Annotated in this window: 14 protein-coding genes, 2 tRNA genes and 1 other RNA gene; 6 read left to right on the top strand and 11 right to left on the bottom strand. The window is 60.1% G+C overall.

Translation table 11 applies throughout. The features are described from left to right. Positions 1–5: 5 nt before the first annotated feature. Positions 6–2,003 (bottom strand): transketolase, encoded by a 1,998-nt coding sequence (gene tkt, locus RSE14_RS01760; protein WP_324075533.1) that lies wholly within the window; start codon positions 2,001–2,003, stop codon positions 6–8. 17 nt (positions 2,004–2,020) lie between these two features. On the opposite strand from tkt, the gene RSE14_RS01755 reads away from it, so the two are divergent. The 5 genes from RSE14_RS01755 (at position 2,021) to RSE14_RS01735 (ending at position 4,026) form a co-directional block, all read left to right on the top strand. Beyond that, a complete protein-coding gene (locus RSE14_RS01755) occupies positions 2,021–2,458 on the top strand; it encodes a hypothetical protein (RefSeq protein WP_324075532.1) in 438 nt (145 codons plus the stop codon). Then, complete coding sequence (locus tag RSE14_RS01750; protein WP_324075531.1) at positions 2,455–2,907, top strand: cell division protein ZapA; 453 nt, start codon at positions 2,455–2,457, stop codon at positions 2,905–2,907. The genes RSE14_RS01755 and RSE14_RS01750 overlap by 4 nt, the downstream gene beginning before the upstream one ends. 10 nt (positions 2,908–2,917) lie before the next feature. Continuing rightward, positions 2,918–3,091: non-coding RNA, 6S RNA (gene ssrS, locus RSE14_RS01745), on the top strand. Between the two features lie 138 nt (positions 3,092–3,229). Further along, a complete protein-coding gene (locus RSE14_RS01740; RefSeq protein WP_324075530.1) occupies positions 3,230–3,802 on the top strand; it encodes a 5-formyltetrahydrofolate cyclo-ligase in 573 nt (190 codons plus the stop codon). After that, positions 3,802–4,026, top strand: coding sequence for a DUF2842 domain-containing protein (locus RSE14_RS01735; protein WP_324075529.1), 225 nt, complete (start codon positions 3,802–3,804; stop codon positions 4,024–4,026). The genes RSE14_RS01740 and RSE14_RS01735 overlap by 1 nt, the downstream gene beginning before the upstream one ends. A 96-nt stretch (positions 4,027–4,122) precedes the next feature. Here the strand turns inward: RSE14_RS01735 and RSE14_RS01730 are convergent. The 5 genes from RSE14_RS01730 to thyA all read right to left on the bottom strand — a co-directional run bounded on the left by RSE14_RS01730 (position 4,123) and on the right by thyA (position 9,084). Further along, a tRNA-Asp gene (locus RSE14_RS01730) sits at positions 4,123–4,199 on the bottom strand. Positions 4,200–4,317: 118 nt separating this feature from the next. After that, the gene (locus RSE14_RS01725; RefSeq protein ID WP_324075528.1) at positions 4,318–5,640 is read right to left on the bottom strand and encodes a dihydrolipoamide acetyltransferase family protein; all 1,323 of its coding nucleotides are present in this window, start codon (positions 5,638–5,640) and stop codon (positions 4,318–4,320) included. 5 nt (positions 5,641–5,645) lie between these two features. Further along, positions 5,646–6,698 carry an alpha-ketoacid dehydrogenase subunit beta gene (locus tag RSE14_RS01720; RefSeq protein WP_324075527.1) on the bottom strand — a complete coding sequence of 351 codons (1,053 nt, stop codon included), beginning with the start codon at positions 6,696–6,698 and terminating at the stop codon, positions 5,646–5,648. Beyond that, positions 6,695–7,990 carry a 3-methyl-2-oxobutanoate dehydrogenase (2-methylpropanoyl-transferring) subunit alpha gene (locus RSE14_RS01715; RefSeq protein WP_324075526.1) on the bottom strand — a complete coding sequence of 432 codons (1,296 nt, stop codon included), beginning with the start codon at positions 7,988–7,990 and terminating at the stop codon, positions 6,695–6,697. Before RSE14_RS01715 ends, RSE14_RS01720 begins: the two co-directional genes overlap by 4 nt. Positions 7,991–8,115: 125 nt before the next feature. Continuing rightward, the gene (gene thyA / locus RSE14_RS01710) at positions 8,116–9,084 is read right to left on the bottom strand and encodes a thymidylate synthase (RefSeq protein ID WP_324075525.1); all 969 of its coding nucleotides are present in this window, start codon (positions 9,082–9,084) and stop codon (positions 8,116–8,118) included. A gap of 111 nt (positions 9,085–9,195) precedes the next feature. Between thyA and RSE14_RS01705 the strand changes: the two genes are divergently transcribed. Beyond that, positions 9,196–9,272: transfer RNA gene (locus tag RSE14_RS01705), tRNA-Pro, on the top strand. 308 nt (positions 9,273–9,580) lie between these two features. On the opposite strand, the gene RSE14_RS01700 is transcribed toward RSE14_RS01705, so the two are convergent. The 5 genes from RSE14_RS01700 to dpdJ form a co-directional block, all read right to left on the bottom strand. Beyond that, the gene (locus tag RSE14_RS01700; RefSeq protein ID WP_324075524.1) at positions 9,581–10,561 is read right to left on the bottom strand and encodes an HIT family protein; all 981 of its coding nucleotides are present in this window, start codon (positions 10,559–10,561) and stop codon (positions 9,581–9,583) included. Continuing rightward, positions 10,562–11,508, bottom strand: a protein-coding gene (locus RSE14_RS01695; protein ID WP_324072659.1) for an IS630 family transposase whose coding sequence is annotated in 2 segments (ribosomal slippage) — positions 10,562–11,172 and positions 11,172–11,508 — 948 coding nt in all. Because the reading frame shifts where the segments join, the coding sequence is not laid out codon by codon here. A gap of 142 nt (positions 11,509–11,650) precedes the next feature. Continuing rightward, positions 11,651–13,732, bottom strand: a complete 2,082-nt coding sequence (gene dpdD, locus RSE14_RS01690; protein WP_324075523.1) for a protein DpdD — start codon at positions 13,730–13,732, stop codon at positions 11,651–11,653. Continuing rightward, on the bottom strand, positions 13,729–14,256 hold the full coding sequence (dpdK, locus tag RSE14_RS01685; RefSeq protein WP_324075522.1) for a phospholipase D-like domain-containing protein DpdK: 528 nt from the start codon (positions 14,254–14,256) through the stop codon (positions 13,729–13,731). The genes dpdD and dpdK overlap by 4 nt, the downstream gene beginning before the upstream one ends. Further along, positions 14,253–18,731: a protein DpdJ gene (dpdJ, locus tag RSE14_RS01680; RefSeq protein ID WP_324075521.1), complete on the bottom strand. Its 4,479-nt coding sequence runs from the start codon at positions 18,729–18,731 to the stop codon at positions 14,253–14,255. Before dpdJ ends, dpdK begins: the two co-directional genes overlap by 4 nt. Between the last annotated feature and the right edge of the window lies 1 nt (position 18,732).

Genomic DNA, 18,732 nt, shown 5'->3' with positions numbered 1-18,732 from the left:
CCTGCTTAAGCGTTCAATTTCTGGAGGATTTGCGGGACGATTGCCGCCGCGGTGAAGCCGAAATGGGCAAACAGGTCTTCCGCCGGAGCCGAAGCGCCGAAGGTGTCGAGACCGATATTGAGGCCGCTCCTGCCGGTGTAGCGTTGCCACCCGAGGGTCGAGCCGGCCTCGATCGAGACGATCAGCGCGTCGGCAGGCAGAAGGTCGGCCTTGTAGGCATCGGGCTGCGCATCGAAGAGTTCCATGCAGGGCATCGAGACCACGTCAGCCCCGATCCCGGCGGCTTCGAGCTCGCCTGCGCATTCCACCGCCAGCGCGACTTCCGATCCGGTGGCGACAAACACCACCTTGCGCGCGGCCGTGGCGGCGCGCAGACGATAGGCACCAAGCGCGCAGCGGTTGGCCGATTGCGACCATGCCTCGTCCCCTTCCCCGCGCAATTGCGGCAGGTTCTGGCGGGTCAGGGCGAGCACCGAAGGCGTCTCGGGCGTCATCAGCGCCATCGCCCAGCATTCCGCCGTCTCGATCGCGTCGGCCGGACGATAGACATTGAGATTGGGGATCAGGCGCAGGCTCATCACCTGTTCGACCGGCTGGTGGGTCGGCCCGTCCTCGCCAAGACCGATGCTGTCATGCGTCAGCACATAGACCGCGCCGACCTGCTGGAGCGCCGAAAGGCGGATCGCGTTGCGGCAATAGTCCGAGAAGATCAGGAAGGTGCCACCATAGGCCACGATGCCGCCGTGCAGCTGCATCCCGTTCATCGCGGCGGCCATGCCGAATTCGCGGATGCCGTAATAGACATATCGCCCGGAATAGTCCGCGGCGGTCATCGGCAGGGTGGAGGGGGTCTTGGTGTTGTTCGACCCCGTCAGGTCCGCCGAACCGCCTACCAGCTGCGGGATCGCCGCGGTGAGCGGGCCGAGCGCGATTTCCGAAGCCTTGCGGGTCGCAATCTTCTGCGGTGCGGCGGCGAGGCCGCGGATGTGGCCTTCGATGGCGGCGGGGACCAGATCGGTGACCGGGGCCATCTGGGCGAGGAAGGCATCCCGCTTGTCCGAAGCCGCCAGCCTGCCGGCCCATGCGCCATGCGCAGCGCGGCCCGGCTCTGCGGCGCTGTGCCAGTCAGCCAGAATATCGGACGGCACCTCGAAAGGCGCGTGCGGCCAGTCCAGCGCCTCGCGCGCGGCGGCGACTTCCGCCCCGCCCAGCGCCGCGCCGTGCACGCCGCTTGTGCCCTGCTTGTTGGGCGCACCCTTGCCGATCAGCGTGCGGCAGGCGATCAGCGAGGGACGCGGATCGGCCTTGGCCTCGGTGAGAGCGCGGTCGATATCGGCAAAGTCATGCCCGTCGCATTCCGTCACGTGCCAGCCGGTGGCGATGTAGCGGGCCTTGATATCCTCGGACGAGGACAGATCGGTCGCCCCGTCGATGGTGATGCGGTTGTCGTCCCACAGCACGTTGAGGCCGCCCAGCTTGAGGTGCCCCGCAAGGCCGATCGCCTCGTGGTTGATGCCCTCCATCAGGCACCCGTCGCCCGCGACCACCCAGGTGCGGTGATCGACCAGATCGTCGCCGTAGATGGCGTTGAGATGCCGTTCGGCCATTGCCATGCCCACCGCCATCGCAAGGCCCTGCCCCAGCGGGCCGGTGGTGCACTCTACACCGTCGATCAGGAAGTTTTCGGGGTGACCGGCGCAAGGGGATCCGAGCTTTCGGAAATTGCGGATGTCGTCAATCGTCGGCGATGCGTAGCCGGTGAGATAGAGCAGGCTGTAGATCAGCATCGAGCCGTGGCCGGCGGACAGCACGAAGCGGTCACGATCGGCCCAGTCGGGCGCGGCAGGATCGAACTTGAGGTGGCCGGTGAACAGCACACTCGCCGCATCGGCCATGCCCATCGGCATGCCCGGGTGCCCCGAATTGGCGGCCTCCACCGCGTCCATCGACAGCGCGCGGATGGCATTGGCCATGAGCTGGAGGCGGGCGGGTTCGATCGTCATGGCGCGCAGTTCTCCTGATGGTGCCCCGGGCCGGTGAGCTTGGCCCGCAGCCTGTCCGTCCGCGCTCGCAGGCGGGCGGGCGATTCGAACCCTCGGTCCGCGGGCGTGCCATTGCCGAGCCATGGGGCAAGGTCAACCTCGCGTACACGCGCGCGGAGCGCCTTGCTGCGCATGACTTATCAACAGGCGCGCCCAAGACTTTGCGCCTGCGGGCCAATCTTGGTAAATCGCAAGCCATGCAGAGCGACCGCATCGACAGCGCGCTGGAGCGTATCGAACTGGCCATGGCCCGCATTGCTGCCGCGCGGGATGCCGCCGAGGCGCAGGGTGGCCAGAACGCAGCCGGATCGGCGCGGGTCGTCGAACTGGTCAACACCCATGAGAAGCTGCGCGAGCAAGTCGCGGAATCCCTGCGGGAACTTGATGACCTGATCGGCAGTCTGGACAATTCATGAGCACGGTCACGCTCACCATCGGCCCCAAGTCCTATGCCATCGCCTGTGCCGACGGGCAGGAGGCGCATATCACGGCTCTGGGCGCGATGATCGCCGAGAAATATGCCCAGCTCGGGTCCGCGCGCGCACCGCTGGAGGCGCAGAACCTGCTGTTTGCCGCGCTGTTCCTCGCCGATGAACTGGCCGAAGCGAAAAAACGTCTGCCCGGCGGCCCTGCTCCGGTGGACGAGACGCCCGCCCTGCGCGCCGAGATCGCCCAGCTTCAGGAAGACCTCGCCGCCGCCCGCAAGGCAGCCGCTGCCCCCCGCCCTGCTGTCGCCGCCACACCGCAGGCCGATCTTTTCGGCGGGCCGGATATGACGGAAGCGCTCGCCGAAAGGCTCGAAGCCCTCGCCACCCGCGCCGAAGCGAGTGCCGCAGCGCTTGAAGCCCTCGTCGCCAGCGCCTAGATAGGACACGGCGGGACTGCCCGGCACGAGCCGATTGAATATCCCTGAGGCTATAAGTAATCCAAATGGGAGTTGTCCCTGCCCTCGTCTGCTGGTTCGTCCGGAAGGCTTGGGTATACGGCGCCCACCTGACGTACCACGCGTCAGAGGATTTCTAGCGCAAACGACCCATGGTGGTTCCGCCACGTTTTTGAATTTCGCATCGCCTCCGCGATGCGGTTCCTCCGGGGGCCCGGCCCTGCGGGCCACCCCTGCGGGCGGCCGGTCGGCCTTGCGGCCCTTTGGGCCGTTTGCCGCACAAGTATTCGGGTAACCAGAGCGCGTGACCACCAAATCAGATCTCCGCCGCACGCTGCGCGCCTTGCGCAAGGCCCATGTCGAGAGCCTGCCCGATTCGATCCGGGGCCTGCTGTTCCACCGCCCGCCTGCGCCGCTGCTGGCATGGATCGGGGACGAGGCGGTGATCGGGCTCTACCATGCCGGGCCATGGGAGGCCCCGGCGGGCGGCTATGCGCGCTTTTTCCGCGATGCCGGGCACACGCTGGCCCTGCCCCACTTCGCAGGCCGCGATGCGCCGATGACCTTCCGCCACCACAAGGATCCTTACGCGCAAGATGATCTCGAAGTCGGCCCCTTCGGGATGCTCCAGCCCGCCGCCGATGCGGAGCCGCTGGTGCCCGATGTGCTGTTCGTCCCGCTGGTCGGCTTTACCGATGATTGTGCGCGATTGGGCCAGGGCGGCGGCCATTATGACCGCTGGCTGGCGGAACATCCCCCCGCCCTCGCCGTTGGCCTCGCATGGGATACACAATTATGCGATTCCCTTCCCATCGAAGCCCATGACAAGCCGCTCGATGCGGTCGTCACCCCGACGCGAATTTACGGAAATCTGTGATGCGTGAGACCCCGACCTGGCGAATCCCCTTCGGCATCGTCAGCCTGTTCATTCTCTTGATCGTCTATGGCGTGGTGATCGCGCGCTATGCGCCGGGAATCATCGGCAGCTGGTCGGGCGGCGCGCAGACCGTGGTCTATGTGGTGCTTGGCCTCGTCTGGCTGCTGCCCTTGAAGCGTTTCCTGATCTGGATGGAGACGGGGAACTGGAGCCCGCCCGAATAGGCGGCTCCATCGCAGGCAAAAAAAGGCGCAGGCAAAAGAAAAGGCGGACCGAAGCCCGCCTTTGCATGCCCTTGAGGGCGTTTTCCAGGGAACAAGTGGCGCGAGTGACGGGGCTCGAACCCGCGACCTTCGGCGTGACAGGCCGACGCTCTAACCGACTGAGCTACACCCGCGCATCTTGTCCTTTCGAGCATTCCGGCGATGCCGTCCCGCTCGTGGAGCAGCGCCATTAGGGCCGGTGCATCGGGCTGTCAACGCTCTCTTGCCCTGCCTTGGCGCAATATTTTTCGCCTAATCCACCAGCAGCAGCGCAGGCGTCTCGATCAGGCGCTTCATCCCCTGCACGAAGCTCGCCGCATCATGCCCGTCGACCACGCGGTGATCGCAGGAAATCGAGATGTTCATGAGCTTGCGCTTGGCGATTCGCTCGCCGCCCATGCCGTCGGAGACGAACATCGGACGCTCGACGATGCGGTTGGGGCCGATGATCGCCACTTCCGGCCGGTTGATGACCGGCGTGGTTGCCACCCCGCCAAGCGGCCCGAGCGAAGTGATGGTGAGGGTCGAGCCGCTGAGCTCCTCCGAACTCGCCTTGCCGCTGCGCGCGGCCTCGGCCAGACGGCCGATCTCGCGCGCGAGCTGCCACAGGTTCTTGGCCTGCGCGTCGCGGATCACGGGGACCATCAGGCCGCTTCCCGTCTGCGCCGCCATGCCGAGGTGCACCGAGCCGTAGCGGGTGACCACGCCCGCCTCGTCATCATAGCGCGCGTTGATCATCGGGAAGGCCGGCACCATCTTGCAGATCGCGGTGACGAGCATGGGCAGCATGGTGAGCTTGGGACGATCCCCGCGTGCGGCGTTCAATTGCGCGCGAAGTTCCTCGAGATCGGTCACATCGCACTCTTCGACATAGGTGAAGTGCGGGATGTGGCGCTTGGAGGCGGCCATGTTCTGGGCGATGCGCTTTCTGAGGCCGATCACCTTGATCGTCTCGTCGGCCCGCGCCTTGCCCGCCGCGCCAAACCCGCTGCCGGCGTTGTAGGCGAGGAAAGCGTCGAGATCGCCGTGACGCACGCGGCCATCCTCGGCGGGCTGCACCTGTGCCAGATCAATGCCGAGATCGCGGGCGCGCTGGCGGACGGCGGGGGAGGCGAGGAATTTCGTACCATGGTCCGTTTGCACTGAGCTTGCTTCCAACTCCGTTCGTGCTGAGCTTGTCGAAGCACCGCTCTTCTCTTCCGAAAGGAAGGACGGCCCTTCGACAGGCTCAGGGCGAACGGGTTCAGTGGTTTCCGCCCCGTCGGCATCGGACATGTCGTCCTCGATATGCTGGGCCGCCGCTTCGGCTTCCTCAGCCTCTGCCGCATCCTCGCCCTCGGTCTCGATCACCAGCAGCATTGCGCCGATCGCGATCACGTCACCCGCTTCGCCCGCCAGCTGCGTGACGATACCCGCCACCGGGCTTTCGATATCGATCGTCGCCTTGTCGGTCATCACGTCGACGAGGTGCTGGTCCTCCTCCACGCGGTCACCGACCTTGACGTGCCATTCGACGACTTCCGCCTCGGCAACGCCTTCGCCCACATCGGGCATGTTGAATGTGAACTTGGCCATGCGGGTCAGTCCTTCAGAAGCTTGTCGATCGCCTCGCCGATGCGGACGGGGCCGGGGAAATAGGCCCATTCGAGACTGTGGGGATAGGGCGTGTCGAAGCCGGTGACGCGTTCAACAGGGGCTTCGAGATGGTAGAAGCAGCGTTCGGTGACGAGCGCGGAAAGCTCAGCGCCGAAGCCCGAGGTGCGGGTCGCCTCGTGAACGATCATGCAGCGCCCCGTCTTCTCGACAGAGGCCTCGATCGCCTCGATATCAAGCGGGACGAGCGTGCGCAGGTCGAGGATTTCGGCATCGACGCCCTTGGCCTTGCACACCGCTTCGGCAACGTGGACCATCGTGCCGTAGGCGAGCACGGTGAGCGCCTCGCCCTGTTGCACGATCCGCGCCTTGCCGAGCGGTACCTTGTAATAGCCTTCGGGCACCACGCTGTCCGGATGCTTCTTCCACGGCTCGACAGGCTTGTCGTAATAGCCCGAGAACGGCCCGTTATAGATCCGCTTCGGCTCGAAGAAGATCACCGGATCATTGTCCTCGATTGCGGAAATCAGGAGACCCTTGGCATCATGCGGGGTCGAGGGGATCACGGTCTTGAGACCCGCGACGTGGGTGAACAGCGCCTCGGGGCTCTGGCTGTGGGTCTGGCCGCCGAAGATGCCGCCGCCGAAAGGCGAACGCACCGTCAGAGGCGCGATGAAGTCGCCGGCCGAACGATAACGCAGGCGCGCTGCCTCGCTGATCAGCTGGTCGAGGCCCGGATAGATGTAATCGGCGAACTGGATTTCGGGCACGGGGCGCAGGCCGTATGCCCCCATCCCCACCGCCACGCCGATGATCCCGCATTCGCTGATGGGCGTGTCGAACACGCGGGTCTTGCCGTGCTTGGCCTGAAGGCCCGCCGTGGCGCGGAACACCCCGCCGAAATAGCCCACATCCTCGCCCATGATGATCACGTCGGGATCACGCGCGAGCATGATGTCGAGCGCCTCGTTGATCGCCTCGATCATGTTGAGGCGGCGTTCGGTCTCGGCCGCGACCGTGGTGTCGGGGTTCGCGCTCATCCGAAGGGCCTTTCGCTGCCGAACTTGGTGATGCGTTCGCGGATCGCCTGTTCGGCCTGCTCCTTGAGGTGCCAGGGCAGCTCTTCGTAAACATCCTCGAACATGGTGTGGAACGGGTGGTGGAGGCCGTGGCCGAGGATGCCGTTCTTCTCGGCCTCCTTGGTGGTTTCCTTGACGAGGGTCGCGCAGCGCTCGTCCATTTCGGCCTGGCGCGCCTCGTCCCATTCGCCAATCGCGATGAGGTGGTTCTTGAGGCGCATCACCGGATCGCCCAGCGGCCATTCCTCGCGTTCCTGCGCAGAGCGGTAGCCGGACGGATCATCCGAGGTCGAATGGCCTTCGGCGCGGTAGGTGAAATATTCGATCAGGGTCGGGCCGTGATTGGCGCGGGCGCGGTTGGCGGCCCATTGCTCGGCGGCAAAGCAGGCAAGCGCGTCATTGCCGTCCACCCGCAGCGCGGCGATGCCGTAGCCGAGCCCGCGCGCGGCAAAGGTGGTGCGCTCGGCCCCCGCAAACCCCGAGAAGCTCGAAATCGCCCACTGGTTGTTGATCACGTTGAGGATCACCGGCGCGTTGTAGACCGCCGCGAAGGTGCAGGCGGAGTGAAAGTCGCCCTCCGCGCTTGATCCCTCGCCCACCCAGGTCGCGGCGATCCGGCTGTCGCCCTTGGCCGCGCTCGCCATCGCCCAGCCGACCGCCTGCGGGCACTGCGTCGCAAGGTTGCCCGAGATGCTGAAGAACCCGAACTCGCGGCTCGAATACATGATCGGCAGCTGGCGGCCCTTCAGCTTGTCGGCCTTGTTCGAATAGATCTGGTTGATCATCTCGATCAGCGGATAGCCGCGCGCGATCAGGATCCCCTGCTGGCGATAGGAGGGGAAGATCATGTCGTCGCTGGCGAGCGCCATCGAGGTGGCGATCGAGGTCGCCTCCTCGCCGGTGCACTTCATGTAGAAGCTGGTCTTGCCCTGCCGCTGGCCGCGGAACATGCGTTCGTCAAAGGCCCGCACCATCGCCATGTGGCCGAGCATGGTGCGCAGGGTTTCCGGATCGAGCCGCGGGTTCCACGGCCCGTGGGCGTGGTTGTCCTCCCCCAGGACGCGGATCAGGCTGTAGGCCAGATCGTGCATCTGCGAAGGATGGGCGCTTTCGTCCGGACGCGGCTGGCTGCCTGCGGCGGGGATGTCGATATGCGAGAAATCCGCCGTGTCGCCCGGGCGATATTTCGGCTCGGGCACGTGCAGCGCGAGCGCCGGACGATTGGTGTCAGCCGGCTTCCCAGAATCGGCCATGGCGGCGCTCTCCCCCTTGCTGGCACCCCCATGTCCGGGCCGGACACGGCAGGTGCAATCATTGCTTGGAAGTGTATTTTTATTTCAGCGCCCGAGAGCGGTCAAGCGCGCTGCACGCAGCTGCCTCACACCGCAACAGGGGCGCTGATCGGGGGCAGCGGCGCGTAATCATGCACCGCGAAATCCTCGATCCGGTAATCGAATATTGTTTCGGGCCGCCGCGTGATCTCCAGCCGGGGGATGCCCTGCGGGCGTCGGGAGAGCTGTTCCTCGATCAGGTGAGCGTGATTGAGATAGAGGTGCACGTCCCCGCCCATCCACACCAGTTCTCCGGGAAGCATATCGACCTGCTGCGCGATCATCCGCGTCAGCAGCGCGGCCGACCACAGGTTGAACGGCAGGCCCAGCGCCACATCGCAGCTGCGCTGGTAGAGCAGACAGTTGAGCCGCGCCTCGCTGCCCTCCCCCGCGACATGGAACTGATAGGTCTTGTGGCAGGGGGGCAGCGCCATGCGATCAAGCTCGGCGACGTTCCAGCCTTCGATGATGTGGCGGCGGCTGCCGGGACTGGTGCGCAAGGATTCGATCACCGCGGCGACCTGATTGATCCCCTCACCCTTCTCGTAAAGTCCGTCCGCGCGGTAGCGATAGGTCGGCCAGTCGACCCATTGCTTGCCATAGACCGGCCCCAGATCGCCCCAGCGCGCGGCGAAACCCGCGTCATCGGCGATTCGCTGGACGAAATCCTCCAGTGTGATCGCCTCGCCGGTTGCGCGCACATAATTGGCGTGTGGCCATTCATTCCAGATCTTCACGCCCTGGAGCACCAGCGGGCGGATGTTGGTGTCGCCGGTGAGGAACCACAGCAGTTCGCGCGTGGCGGTCTTCCAGTAGACCCGCTTGGTGGTGAGCAGCGGCATGGCGCCATCTGCCAGATCGAATCGCAGCATGCTGCCACACACCGACCTGGTGCCGACACCGGTGCGATCGATCCGCTCGCTCCCGCCGGTCCAGATGGCGCGCATCAGATCGAGATATTGCTGTTCCGGGTGCGGAAAATCGCTCGTCGGACTTGGAATCGCGCTGCTGGCCATGGGCGCGACCATAAGGTGCAATTGCCCGCTTGCCACTATGCTAATCCACACCTATAGGGCGCGCCTTGCCTCGACCCGCGTGGCCTTTTGACCATGCGGGACCGACACGGTCGGGGAGTAGCTCAGCCTGGTAGAGCACTGTCTTCGGGAGGCAGGGGCCGGAGGTTCGAATCCTCTCTCCCCGACCATTTTCTTCACTTCGAAATGATCTCACCCCCTCATGGGGTCCTGAAATGGCGCAGTTCGCCGCCGTTTTGGGCGCAAGCGAAAAAGTCTGGGTCAGGGAAATTGGCCCATGCTCTCTCCGTCGCCCCCGCTCTCTCCAAAACCTCTGGACCGCGCAGGTTTGGTCACAGAAATTTGCACTTCTATTTCATTGCCTTGGAAGCTTTTTGAACTGCACTTTTGAGACCCTATTTGCCTACCAAATCTTACACAGCACTGAAAACGAAATTGCCCTCAAATTTGAGACGCGCGCGATACGCTGACCCCAGCTTCAATACTTCTGCTTCGCCGGAATGACCCCTCTCACGCCGCCACGAGGCTCTTCGACGTCACCCTTGCGCCGTGGGATCAAATGCATGTGGCAGTGAAAGATGGTCTGGCCGGCGTCTGCGCCGGCGTTGATGCCAACATTGAACGCGGTGACTGTCGGATCGATTTGAAGAATCAAAGCGCGCTCCTTTTCCATCAGCGCCTGCATGGCATTCCGCTCAGGTTGGAACAGGTCGAAGTAGTCAGATACGTGGCGCTTCGGGATTATCAGGGTGTGATGTTCGGTAACAGGAAAGCCATCCCGGAACGCGAGGGCCAACTCATTCTCTGCAATGATGCGCTCTGCTGGCAGCTCACAGAATGCGCAGCCTTCGCTCCGGCAAGCATAGGCTGCACTCATCCCTCTGAAGTCCGTGTCGTCACGGTCACGTTTCGTGGCATTGCACGAGTAACATAGCGCCTGGAGGTTATGCTGCTCGTCACTCCCACCGAGATTTCTCGGCAGGATGTGATCTACTTCGAGCGCCTTCTCGTCCGCTGAAATCCCACAAAGTTCGCACCTAAACTTTGCCTGCTTCAGGATCTCATATCGGGCAGTTCCGGGAACATAGCCCGTTGATTTTCGACGGTGTGCCCAGATCGCCTCTCCCCGCTTTCCGACATACTCATCGATCTTGGCCTGGCACAGAGCAACCAGTGCAGAAACCTCGTCCGAGGTCAGAACCTCGAAATTCTTGAGCCGAAATTCGTCAGCTTTGCGTTCGGTTACCTGACGGTTTTTGGTCAGCACCTTGCCGACCATATTTTTCGTGATCTGCTCGTAATACTCGATCTGGGACGCATCATGAGCCAAAAGTGCCTTTGCAATCTGATTGACCGATGCGGTACCTTTGGAATTGAGCAGTTCCAACAGCATGACAGGCTGATAAATGTGGGACATCCGCATTTCTTTGCGAATGAAATGCTCTAGAGCGGTTTCCATTCATTCCGGCTCATATCCGCAAGATTTGAAGTAATTGGCGCATTCGGCAGGCTGGAAGATGTCGACGAGCCGGCCGATCAAGTCCCACAACCCGCTGACGGTTCGCTCACCCGCCTTGCGGAGCATGGCTTTGAGCCGGGAGAATGCCTTCTCGATAGGGTTGAAGTCCGGGCTGTATGGCGGGAGGAAGCGCAGCGTTGCACCGGCCGCTTCGATCCTTTCCTTCACTGCCGCCCGTTTGTGGCTCGAGAGGTTGTCCATGATGACCACGTCACCGGGTTGCAACTCGGGCACCAGAACCTGCGCCACATAGGCTTCGAACCAGTCGCCGTTGATCGGCCCGTCCAGCACCATCGGCGCGACCATGCCGGTCATTCGCAGTCCCGCGACCAGCGTGGTGGTCTTGCGGTGGCCGTGCGGGAAGCCCATCCGCAGCCGCTCGCCCTTCGGGCAGCGGCCATGGCTGCGGGTCATGTTGGTGGCGGTCCACGTCTCGTCGATGAAGACGAGGCGTTCGGGTTCGAGATCGATCTGGCCGTCGAACCAATGCTGCCGTTGCCTCAGGACGTCGGGACGGTCCTGCTCGATCGCGTGGCCGGTCTTTTTTTGCGCGTGATCCCGTGACGCACGAAGAAGCGATGCACCGTGCCGATACCGACCAGGGCCCCACGCTCGATCAGCCGCGCCTGAACCTCGACCAGGGTCATGTCGCCTTGCTCGGCGATCAGCTCCCGAATGAAGCCGCCGTGCGCTTCGATCTTGCCTGAATGCCGGTCACCGCCGCGCGGCTTGGCAACGGCCCGGCCATGCTCAAGCGCTCTTCGCCGCCAGCGGATCGCGCTCGACACGCTGACCCCAAAGCGCGCCGCCGCCGCGTGGCAGCTCAGGCCGCCATCAATCGCTGCAACGACCCTGTCCCGAAGATCCTGTGAAAGCGTTCGTGCCATCCGTGCTGGCCTCCTGCCACCAGCAGGAAGTCTGAATCACAACGGCGCCGCGAAGGGAATCCCTGACGAATCAGATCGTGTGGAAACCGCTCTAATTTTGCAAATACATCTTTCATGTGGTCACTCTAGATTTAACGATGCCTTAGGAGTGATCTCCGCCTATAAATTCTTCGACCGCCCTAACGATGCTTGTGAAGCCACGGCCTGCAGCCCAGCATATTGGCTTCGAAGCAGGACGGTGAGCTCGAATGAAATCCGTCGCTGCGTGAGTGGCAGACAAAGATGTTATAATGAGTAGGTCAGAGTTCTCAGCCATAGCTTTCAGTTGCGCGGACCCCACATGTTCGGACGAAGTCTGGACTATCACGCTCGGTGCAACACGGGCCAAAACTGACGCTGCCTGCCTAGCGGCTGATTCTGTTAGCGTGTAAATGCCGATCCGAAGGTTCGCGAGTTTTGTGCCGAATTGGCTTGGAGCCGCCGTGGCAGCATCTGCAAACGGCGGATCACTCCATCCTAACAGACCGCCAAGCGTCGCTAAGCTAGCCAGCTGGACTGGCTCCAACCGGTGTCGCAAGGGTTCTAGAACGGCCAGTGCGGTTAACCAGAAACCCTCTCTAGCTGAACTATCCGGACAAGGGTGACGTATTGTCGCCTCAATTAATTCCAGGAGCATATGGACGCTCCCGGTGCCCGTACCCTCGGTTATCAGCGTCTCTAGAGAATGTATTAGCCGCTGGTAATCTGAGACAGAGTTTCCAATTGCCAGTATAGCTTCCCCGACGACCCCCGAAGATGCCATGATGCCTTGGTCGCGGGCCTCTCCTAGGGCGAATAGGGTCAGAACCGTCTCGTAAACAGGCCTCATCGAGGCCCGTGGAAACAAAGCGTCGCGTTGCAACCAGTTCACTATCAACGGCAAGGCTTGCGCGAGCCTTGCGCGCGACACTTTATCCGCGAGTGCGTCTGCCAAGTCCTCCGCTAACGCTGTCGCTTCAACTGGGTCCGCAGCAACCTCGATAGGCCACTCAAGAGCGCCTTTACGGGCAATCTCAAATGCTATGGTGTAATCCGGGTCAGGAATGCGCTTGAGCCAATCGCGCCAACCAAGCGGGATACTAGCAGGTTGCACCTCGGCACCACCGGCAAAAAGAGACCGGAAAGGTTCGATCTCCAAAAGACGGATACGCTGCTCTTCGGGTAGATCAGTGAGGCGCTCGAGGGCCTTGCGGATCTCCGCAAAATCGGCGTCTGGTTCTGGAGCGACCAGGACCTCGGCTTCTATACCGGGTGCCTTGAGGTGTGAACTTATCCATCCCAGATCTGGTCCTTCGGCAAGTGACCGTAGCAAGCCTGGATCTGGATTTTCTGACGAAAGCGCAGCCATCGCATATAGCCTCCATCCCCCTGGCCCAAGCGCTGCCGGAGGAGGTACTGCGATGAGTGGCGTTCCAAGTGAACGAATTTTTGAATATTCACGACGACAATTATCAATGTCTTCAGTATAGAATGCAGCCGCTAAGTCTGTTTGGAAAAGGGCCTCAGCTAAATGAGAAGCAATGGCTCCAGGTTTGCGCGCAAGGCAAAGATCAATGAAGTAGTTACTTTCACGTAATTCAGCCCAACTCTCCAAGCTGGCAAGCAGTTGTACGCTCAAAAATCTAAGATTGAGCGCGTCTAAACGACATTCGTCACGAAGCCTCCCGACCAGTCGCTCTGCTCTGGTACGGTCGCCAACATTAAGTGCATCCTCGAAATCAGAAAGCAACCAACTCGTCGGGCGTGGTGGTTTCAAAGAGCCTTCAGGCGCTTGGCGTATCATTGCCAACATGCGGCGCAGCGCTCGCATTGCATCAACGCCGGTATCGAGCGCCTCTGCAACAGCAATCACTTCCGCTGGCAACGAACTTGCAAACGCATCCATTGGATCCGTACTGGATGGCGCTTGTACGATCCCAGTGAAGTTGGTCAGTGTTGGGCCAGCGAAAGCGGAAAGCAAAGGACGCAACCGCCGCCATTCGGTTTGATCAGCAGCAACTGCATAGATGCGACATCCTTTGCCCATGGGCGCGGGCAGTATTGCCCCTGGAATATGAGGGTCCACAGCACTTGTCAGAACGTCTTCAAAGAGCGTTCGCCACTTAGTTGGCAATCCACTAAAGCCGGCAATGTTTCGAAAATCAGAGGCAAACGCCTCTGCAACTGCAGCATCATGCCCGATCATCGGAGCTTCCCTTCCCATCGGTCAGCAAACTCCAAGCGCTGCTGGGCGAGCAGAGCGGGGTCGAGACGAAGTACGACGTGCTCCTCGTTCACGCTCACACCGTTTATTGTTAAATTCATCGATCCATTAAGGAAGTAGCTGTCTCCCAAAAGACCCTTCGCATGAAAATTATCACCGACTGCCCAACGAATCCCCTTGCCGTGATCTGCACGCAATCTCTCCAGCGCTGCGATGAAGGCCATGTTATGACTGTCTTCTCGGATAACCACATTAATCTGCCCGCCGCGGGCCAGCAGTGCGCCGAGTACCAGGCTGAGGCGGACAGGCGCGGCAGGCCAGTCAGGCTGCAGCAGCGCAAATTGGCGTGCGCTGTTATCCAACACATGTAGATCCGTAACCCATGCGAAACAGAGCCACAGTGGCTTGCTCGGCTTAAGCAACTCGGTCGCAAACAAGGTCTGTAAAACGTCACGGATAGCCCGTGATTGTGCCGGGCCATGAATATCGCGGGAAACCTTTGTCATACCTGCTCCCTGAGAGACAGGATGGCGACAAGGCGCTCGCCTTCGTCCTCAAAGCGTTCTAGCGACGGAAAGAACTGCAAATAGGCAACATCAATTGGCGTAGCGGCAAGTTCGATCAATGCCGAGTGCAAATGAGCATTTTTTGATTTGTGGACTGACAGACGAACTGTGCCATGCTCGGCCAACTCACTCGCGATGGAGACGCGCCAATCGCCGTCTTCGACCCGGACCTCCGGAGCGAGACCAGCCATTAAAATTGCGCGTGCCAGTCCTGGATCCGTAAAGCGTGGCCGTCGAAATGGATTGTAAGACTGAAGTGCGCGCTGTCTAATTTCCACCCCACGCGGCCAGAGCAATCCACTAACGAGACCAATGCGTTCGATGCGGTCTCCAGTTGATCCAGGTATCTGTGACGACAAGAAATCACGCAGCGATTCTACGAGACGTTCGTCTTGCCCGGCAAGTGTTGAAAACTCGCGCAGGCCAACGGCGATACCAAGGTCTTGTTCAATTTCCCGCCAACGAGAAAGCAGTAGTCCCAGTAACTCGTCAAGATCTGGGCCGGATCCAGCCCGCATCAACCGACCATTTAGAGACACCGATAGGCTATGCCCTATGGGTAAGCCTCTTTGTGCCATTTCCGCTCTGAACAAAGACCAGGCAAGCTCTCGTTCCTCGTGCCCTTCGGCCGATCGCACATTTCGAATTGCATCAGCAATCGTAGGATCAGATGTAGTCAGATCAACGACGCGCTCCAGTCCAGCAGCGGAGATCTCGAGATCAGTCGGTGCAAGCGCAGCTTCCAAGGCACTGAATAAAAGTCGAGGTTCAGTAGCAAAGCGCTCAGAAAACGCCTGAAGTACCCCGGCACCGCCTAACGTCCCTTCAGTGATCCAGATGCGTATAGAACCATTGTCCAACGGTTCGAAGTCGAGCAGCAGGGTATCAATGGTTGCTTGACGAGGAGCAGTTGCAAGGCAAGCTTGGAGAAGCGCCTCACCGAGGGTCTCTGCAAGACAACTGCGCAACCAGCTACCGAATGCCACTTCGTCAGGAGTATCGAACTCAGACGCAAGTGCACGCAGACGCGCCTGAACCTCAATTCGTGCAACTTGTGCGGTTAGAGTTTCCTCAAGCCTCCCCGCTTTAACTGCTAATTCTTCTTCAACGTTTTCCGCCGCGTCGTCATCATCGTTCTCGAATGCACCAGCGCCAAAAAAGTCGGCCATGCCAGCTTGCATGGTGTTCAAAAGCTTGTCTTCAGAGAAAATTTCGGCAGCCGCGATACTTGCGGAACAGCCCTCACGCATTGCTTTTGAAAGCACAACAGAAATGGCTATCTGGATCAACCAATCACGCTGAAAAATGTTAAGATCAGACGGCAAGCCAGGATCGCCAAGGAAACGGCTCCGCAGATATGCTGCCCGTGCTGATGCAGCGAGATTAGCAGGCAGTTCTATCCGCGCGAGTTCTTCAGCAGCAGGAAGGCTTAGGTCAAGCCGCATCCCGTCCACGTCCATTGCAAAGCCCAATGCAGCTGCTTCCCCGTCGGATGTCACGAACTTGATATGGACCGGATAGTCAGCATCGGCTTTGCGAATGTTCGCATCAACAGATCCAGCAAAGCGCCTAACCGTCACGCCGCCACGAAAGCGGTGGACGTGAAACGCCGTTGCGCCGATCCAATCTGACCAGCGAGACCGCGGGGGTGGTGGAACAATGAGCGGTTCACCATGAGGGGAGAACTCGCTGTCCCAATTGAACCGCGCATTGCTACTCGGCAGAGCATCGCTTCGCCTTGCTTGTCGGAGCGCCACTTTCCAAGGTCGGAAAACATAGCGCGGGTTTCGATCGAGTGGGTCGTTACAACTCGGAGTGAACGCGCCAATAAACTCATGTTCACAAGCATAATCCTCTATGGACATCACTTGTTCGGGTTCAAGAGAACCCACCGGGACCCAATGGCAGAGTTGGCCACGCTCGTGCGCAAATCGACGCGTCACTCGACCTGGCACCAACTGACCAAGCGCCTGGATAATCGGCAAGCTCTCGTTTCGTGCCTCGTGCTGTACGGTGGCTGGCGGAATCTCGACAGTCACTTCTGGAAGACTAAGGTCACTAAACAGTGCGCGCGGAACGAAGTCCGGAAGCGGATGATTTGGAATACATAGATCAAGAATCGTGCCACCGCTGGGGAACGCCAACTGCCAATTTTGAGATATCCGACGATACAAAGTCGGAACCGCCTCCAGCATTAGTGATCGCGGTGGGTCCCACATAAGAGCATCGACCGTCGCCTCGTCGATACGAAGCGACCGTTTCAGGTGATATCGCAACTGCCCAATCAACGACGTATCGCCAACCATTAGCCCATCAAGGATCTTAATGGTCGCTTGTCCGAGGGCTCCAGACTTCTTAAGTGCGTCGGGTCCACTGAGAATACGCCACATCGTGCCCTTATATGTCGTCATGTGACTAGCCCGCACTGACAGCCAATCAAATAACGAAAACACTGCCTGCATCTTTAGGACGTATTGATTACCGATCGGCAATTGCTGAGGCGGCAACTCTGGGTCAAATAGATGCTCGTACGTCTGGAAGGACAGCCTGTCCCTCCCATAATCGGAGAGAATTGTCGTTGTTATTGGTCGCATAGCCCGGTTACGACCAGCGCGCCCCTTACGCTGCAGGAAAGACGCAAAGTTTCTCGGGGATTTATGCTGTAATACTGCACCGACATTTGGATCATTGAAACCCACCTCAAGAGCCGCGGTGGCAACGATCACGTTCGCCCTTGCATTAACACCGGCGTCCTGGGATGTGGTGCGACTGACAATAAGCGAAGTGGCGAGATCATGGCCAATTTGCTCACACAATCGCCAGCGCTGACCGTCGCGATCGCGAACTGCTCCATCTTCTCCACTTGACCGCAGTGCCGCGAGAGGCTCACGCCTCTGATCGCGCTTGCCAAATAAATCGTAAGCCTCAGCATCACGCAGATCGTCAAATAGGCGATTTGTGACATCGAGATCGTCCGTGAACACGAACAACCGCTGCCCGAACACACCTGATGAGCACCCATGATCGGGCGGATCGAGCGTGCGAGCAATCAACATTGAAGCCTGAATGCTGGCAGACAGCAAGGAGGCCCTGGAACCGGCGTCACCCTGCAGAATAATCTGATATTCGGCGCCTTCGGACTCCATCTCAGATGCCTCTGGCGATATGACTTCCACACGGTCTTCACGAACGCCTGTGAGATCTGCAAAAAAACGTTGTGCTTCAGCGAGTGTTGCGGAGAGCCCCGACCAAGTGATCGGCGTATCGACAGCATGACGCCAGCGTCGCAGCACTAGGGCTGCTTGTGCACCACTCGTGCCACTGTAAGTGTGTACTTCGTCGAGCAAAGCGAGAAATGGCTTATGGTGGCTTGCAACACCCACCCCAAATAGGCCTCTGTACCAATGATCAGAAAGTCTCTGGTTCAACATCTCCGTCGTCGTGAACAAGATATCCGGCGGCATGTCGTTAAGACTGCGGCGGGTAAGCACAACTTCGTCCGAGCTAATTAACTTATGGCAACCCGGTTGCAGACAGCTAAGTTGTTCAATACTCTTCTCAAAATCTTGCTTGCGCCAAACGAGGTCAGAGTCACAGTTCGGACAACGCAACCATGGGCAGATCCTTCCCGCCTTAGTGTCGCGCCAATCTTCACTAAAAAAAGGTTGTTGAACTGAGTTTGGCGTCGAACCGAAAAAAGCACCAATCTTGATTTTTCGCTTTCCGTGTCGAGCAAGCGTCGAGTCTAATCGGCGCGCCATGCGATAAGCTTCGGCCAACTGATCCTTCAACAACTCGGTGCGAGGATATATGGCTATAACCTTCGTCCAGTGTCCTTCATCGATCGCCTCGGCGATCCGCATTAGCGCTGGGAGGTAAAATGCCATCGTTTTACCGCTGCCTGTACCAGCGGTAACTATAGTCCCACTATCAGAAGACGCCTCTAACTGACGGACTGTCGCGCGCTCCTGAAAAGAGGCCAATCCCGAGATCTCATGAGTCAGCGCTTGCCAAACCTCCCGCTTTCTCGGCGTAGCGGAAATCGAGCCGGTATTCTTGTTGGCGATGTCCTCAGGGGTGCGATCCCGCTTAGGATAACGGCGCGGACGTCTATCGATCCTAAAATCAGAGACCAAACGAGGAGCACCGACCCAAGGTTTACCTGGGAAGATCTGACGTAAGCGGACTAACAAACGAACCAACTCTGCAAAGCGCGAGCGATAACGTGGCGTCCCTCGACTGTCCGGTAGTTCTAAGATCAGTCGAGCATCGATAAGTTCGTCTATTGCCGAAACTGACCCCAAAGACATGAGTTCAGCCTCACTTAGGGAACCCTCAGAGTAACCCCAAGCAAGCGACCGCATTTCGATTGTCTCGACAGCGTCCAGAATTTGCAGCGCGATATTAGTGACCATT

It is taken from the genome of Erythrobacter sp. (genome assembly GCF_035194505.1).
Classification (GTDB): Bacteria; Pseudomonadota; Alphaproteobacteria; order Sphingomonadales; family Sphingomonadaceae; genus Erythrobacter.
Note: the sequence above shows the minus strand (reverse complement) of the source record. Positions and strands in the feature narration are given on the sequence as shown.

Coding starts and splice junctions, on each gene's coding strand:
- RSE14_RS01715 (WP_324075526.1), bottom strand. CDS start 7,990: ATGGCCGATTCTGGGAAGCCGGCTGACACCAATCGTCCGGCGCTCGCG.
- dpdJ (WP_324075521.1), bottom strand. CDS start 18,731: ATGGTCACTAATATCGCGCTGCAAATTCTGGACGCTGTCGAGACAATC.
- RSE14_RS01750 (WP_324075531.1), top strand. CDS start 2,455: ATGAGCACGGTCACGCTCACCATCGGCCCCAAGTCCTATGCCATCGCC.
- dpdK (WP_324075522.1), bottom strand. CDS start 14,256: ATGACAAAGGTTTCCCGCGATATTCATGGCCCGGCACAATCACGGGCT.
- tkt (WP_324075533.1), bottom strand. CDS start 2,003: ATGACGATCGAACCCGCCCGCCTCCAGCTCATGGCCAATGCCATCCGC.
- RSE14_RS01725 (WP_324075528.1), bottom strand. CDS start 5,640: ATGGCCAAGTTCACATTCAACATGCCCGATGTGGGCGAAGGCGTTGCC.
- dpdD (WP_324075523.1), bottom strand. CDS start 13,732: ATGATCGGGCATGATGCTGCAGTTGCAGAGGCGTTTGCCTCTGATTTT.
- RSE14_RS01735 (WP_324075529.1), top strand. CDS start 3,802: ATGCGTGAGACCCCGACCTGGCGAATCCCCTTCGGCATCGTCAGCCTG.
- RSE14_RS01700 (WP_324075524.1), bottom strand. CDS start 10,561: ATGGAAACCGCTCTAGAGCATTTCATTCGCAAAGAAATGCGGATGTCC.
- thyA (WP_324075525.1), bottom strand. CDS start 9,084: ATGGCCAGCAGCGCGATTCCAAGTCCGACGAGCGATTTTCCGCACCCG.
- RSE14_RS01720 (WP_324075527.1), bottom strand. CDS start 6,698: ATGAGCGCGAACCCCGACACCACGGTCGCGGCCGAGACCGAACGCCGC.
- RSE14_RS01755 (WP_324075532.1), top strand. CDS start 2,021: ATGGTGCCCCGGGCCGGTGAGCTTGGCCCGCAGCCTGTCCGTCCGCGC.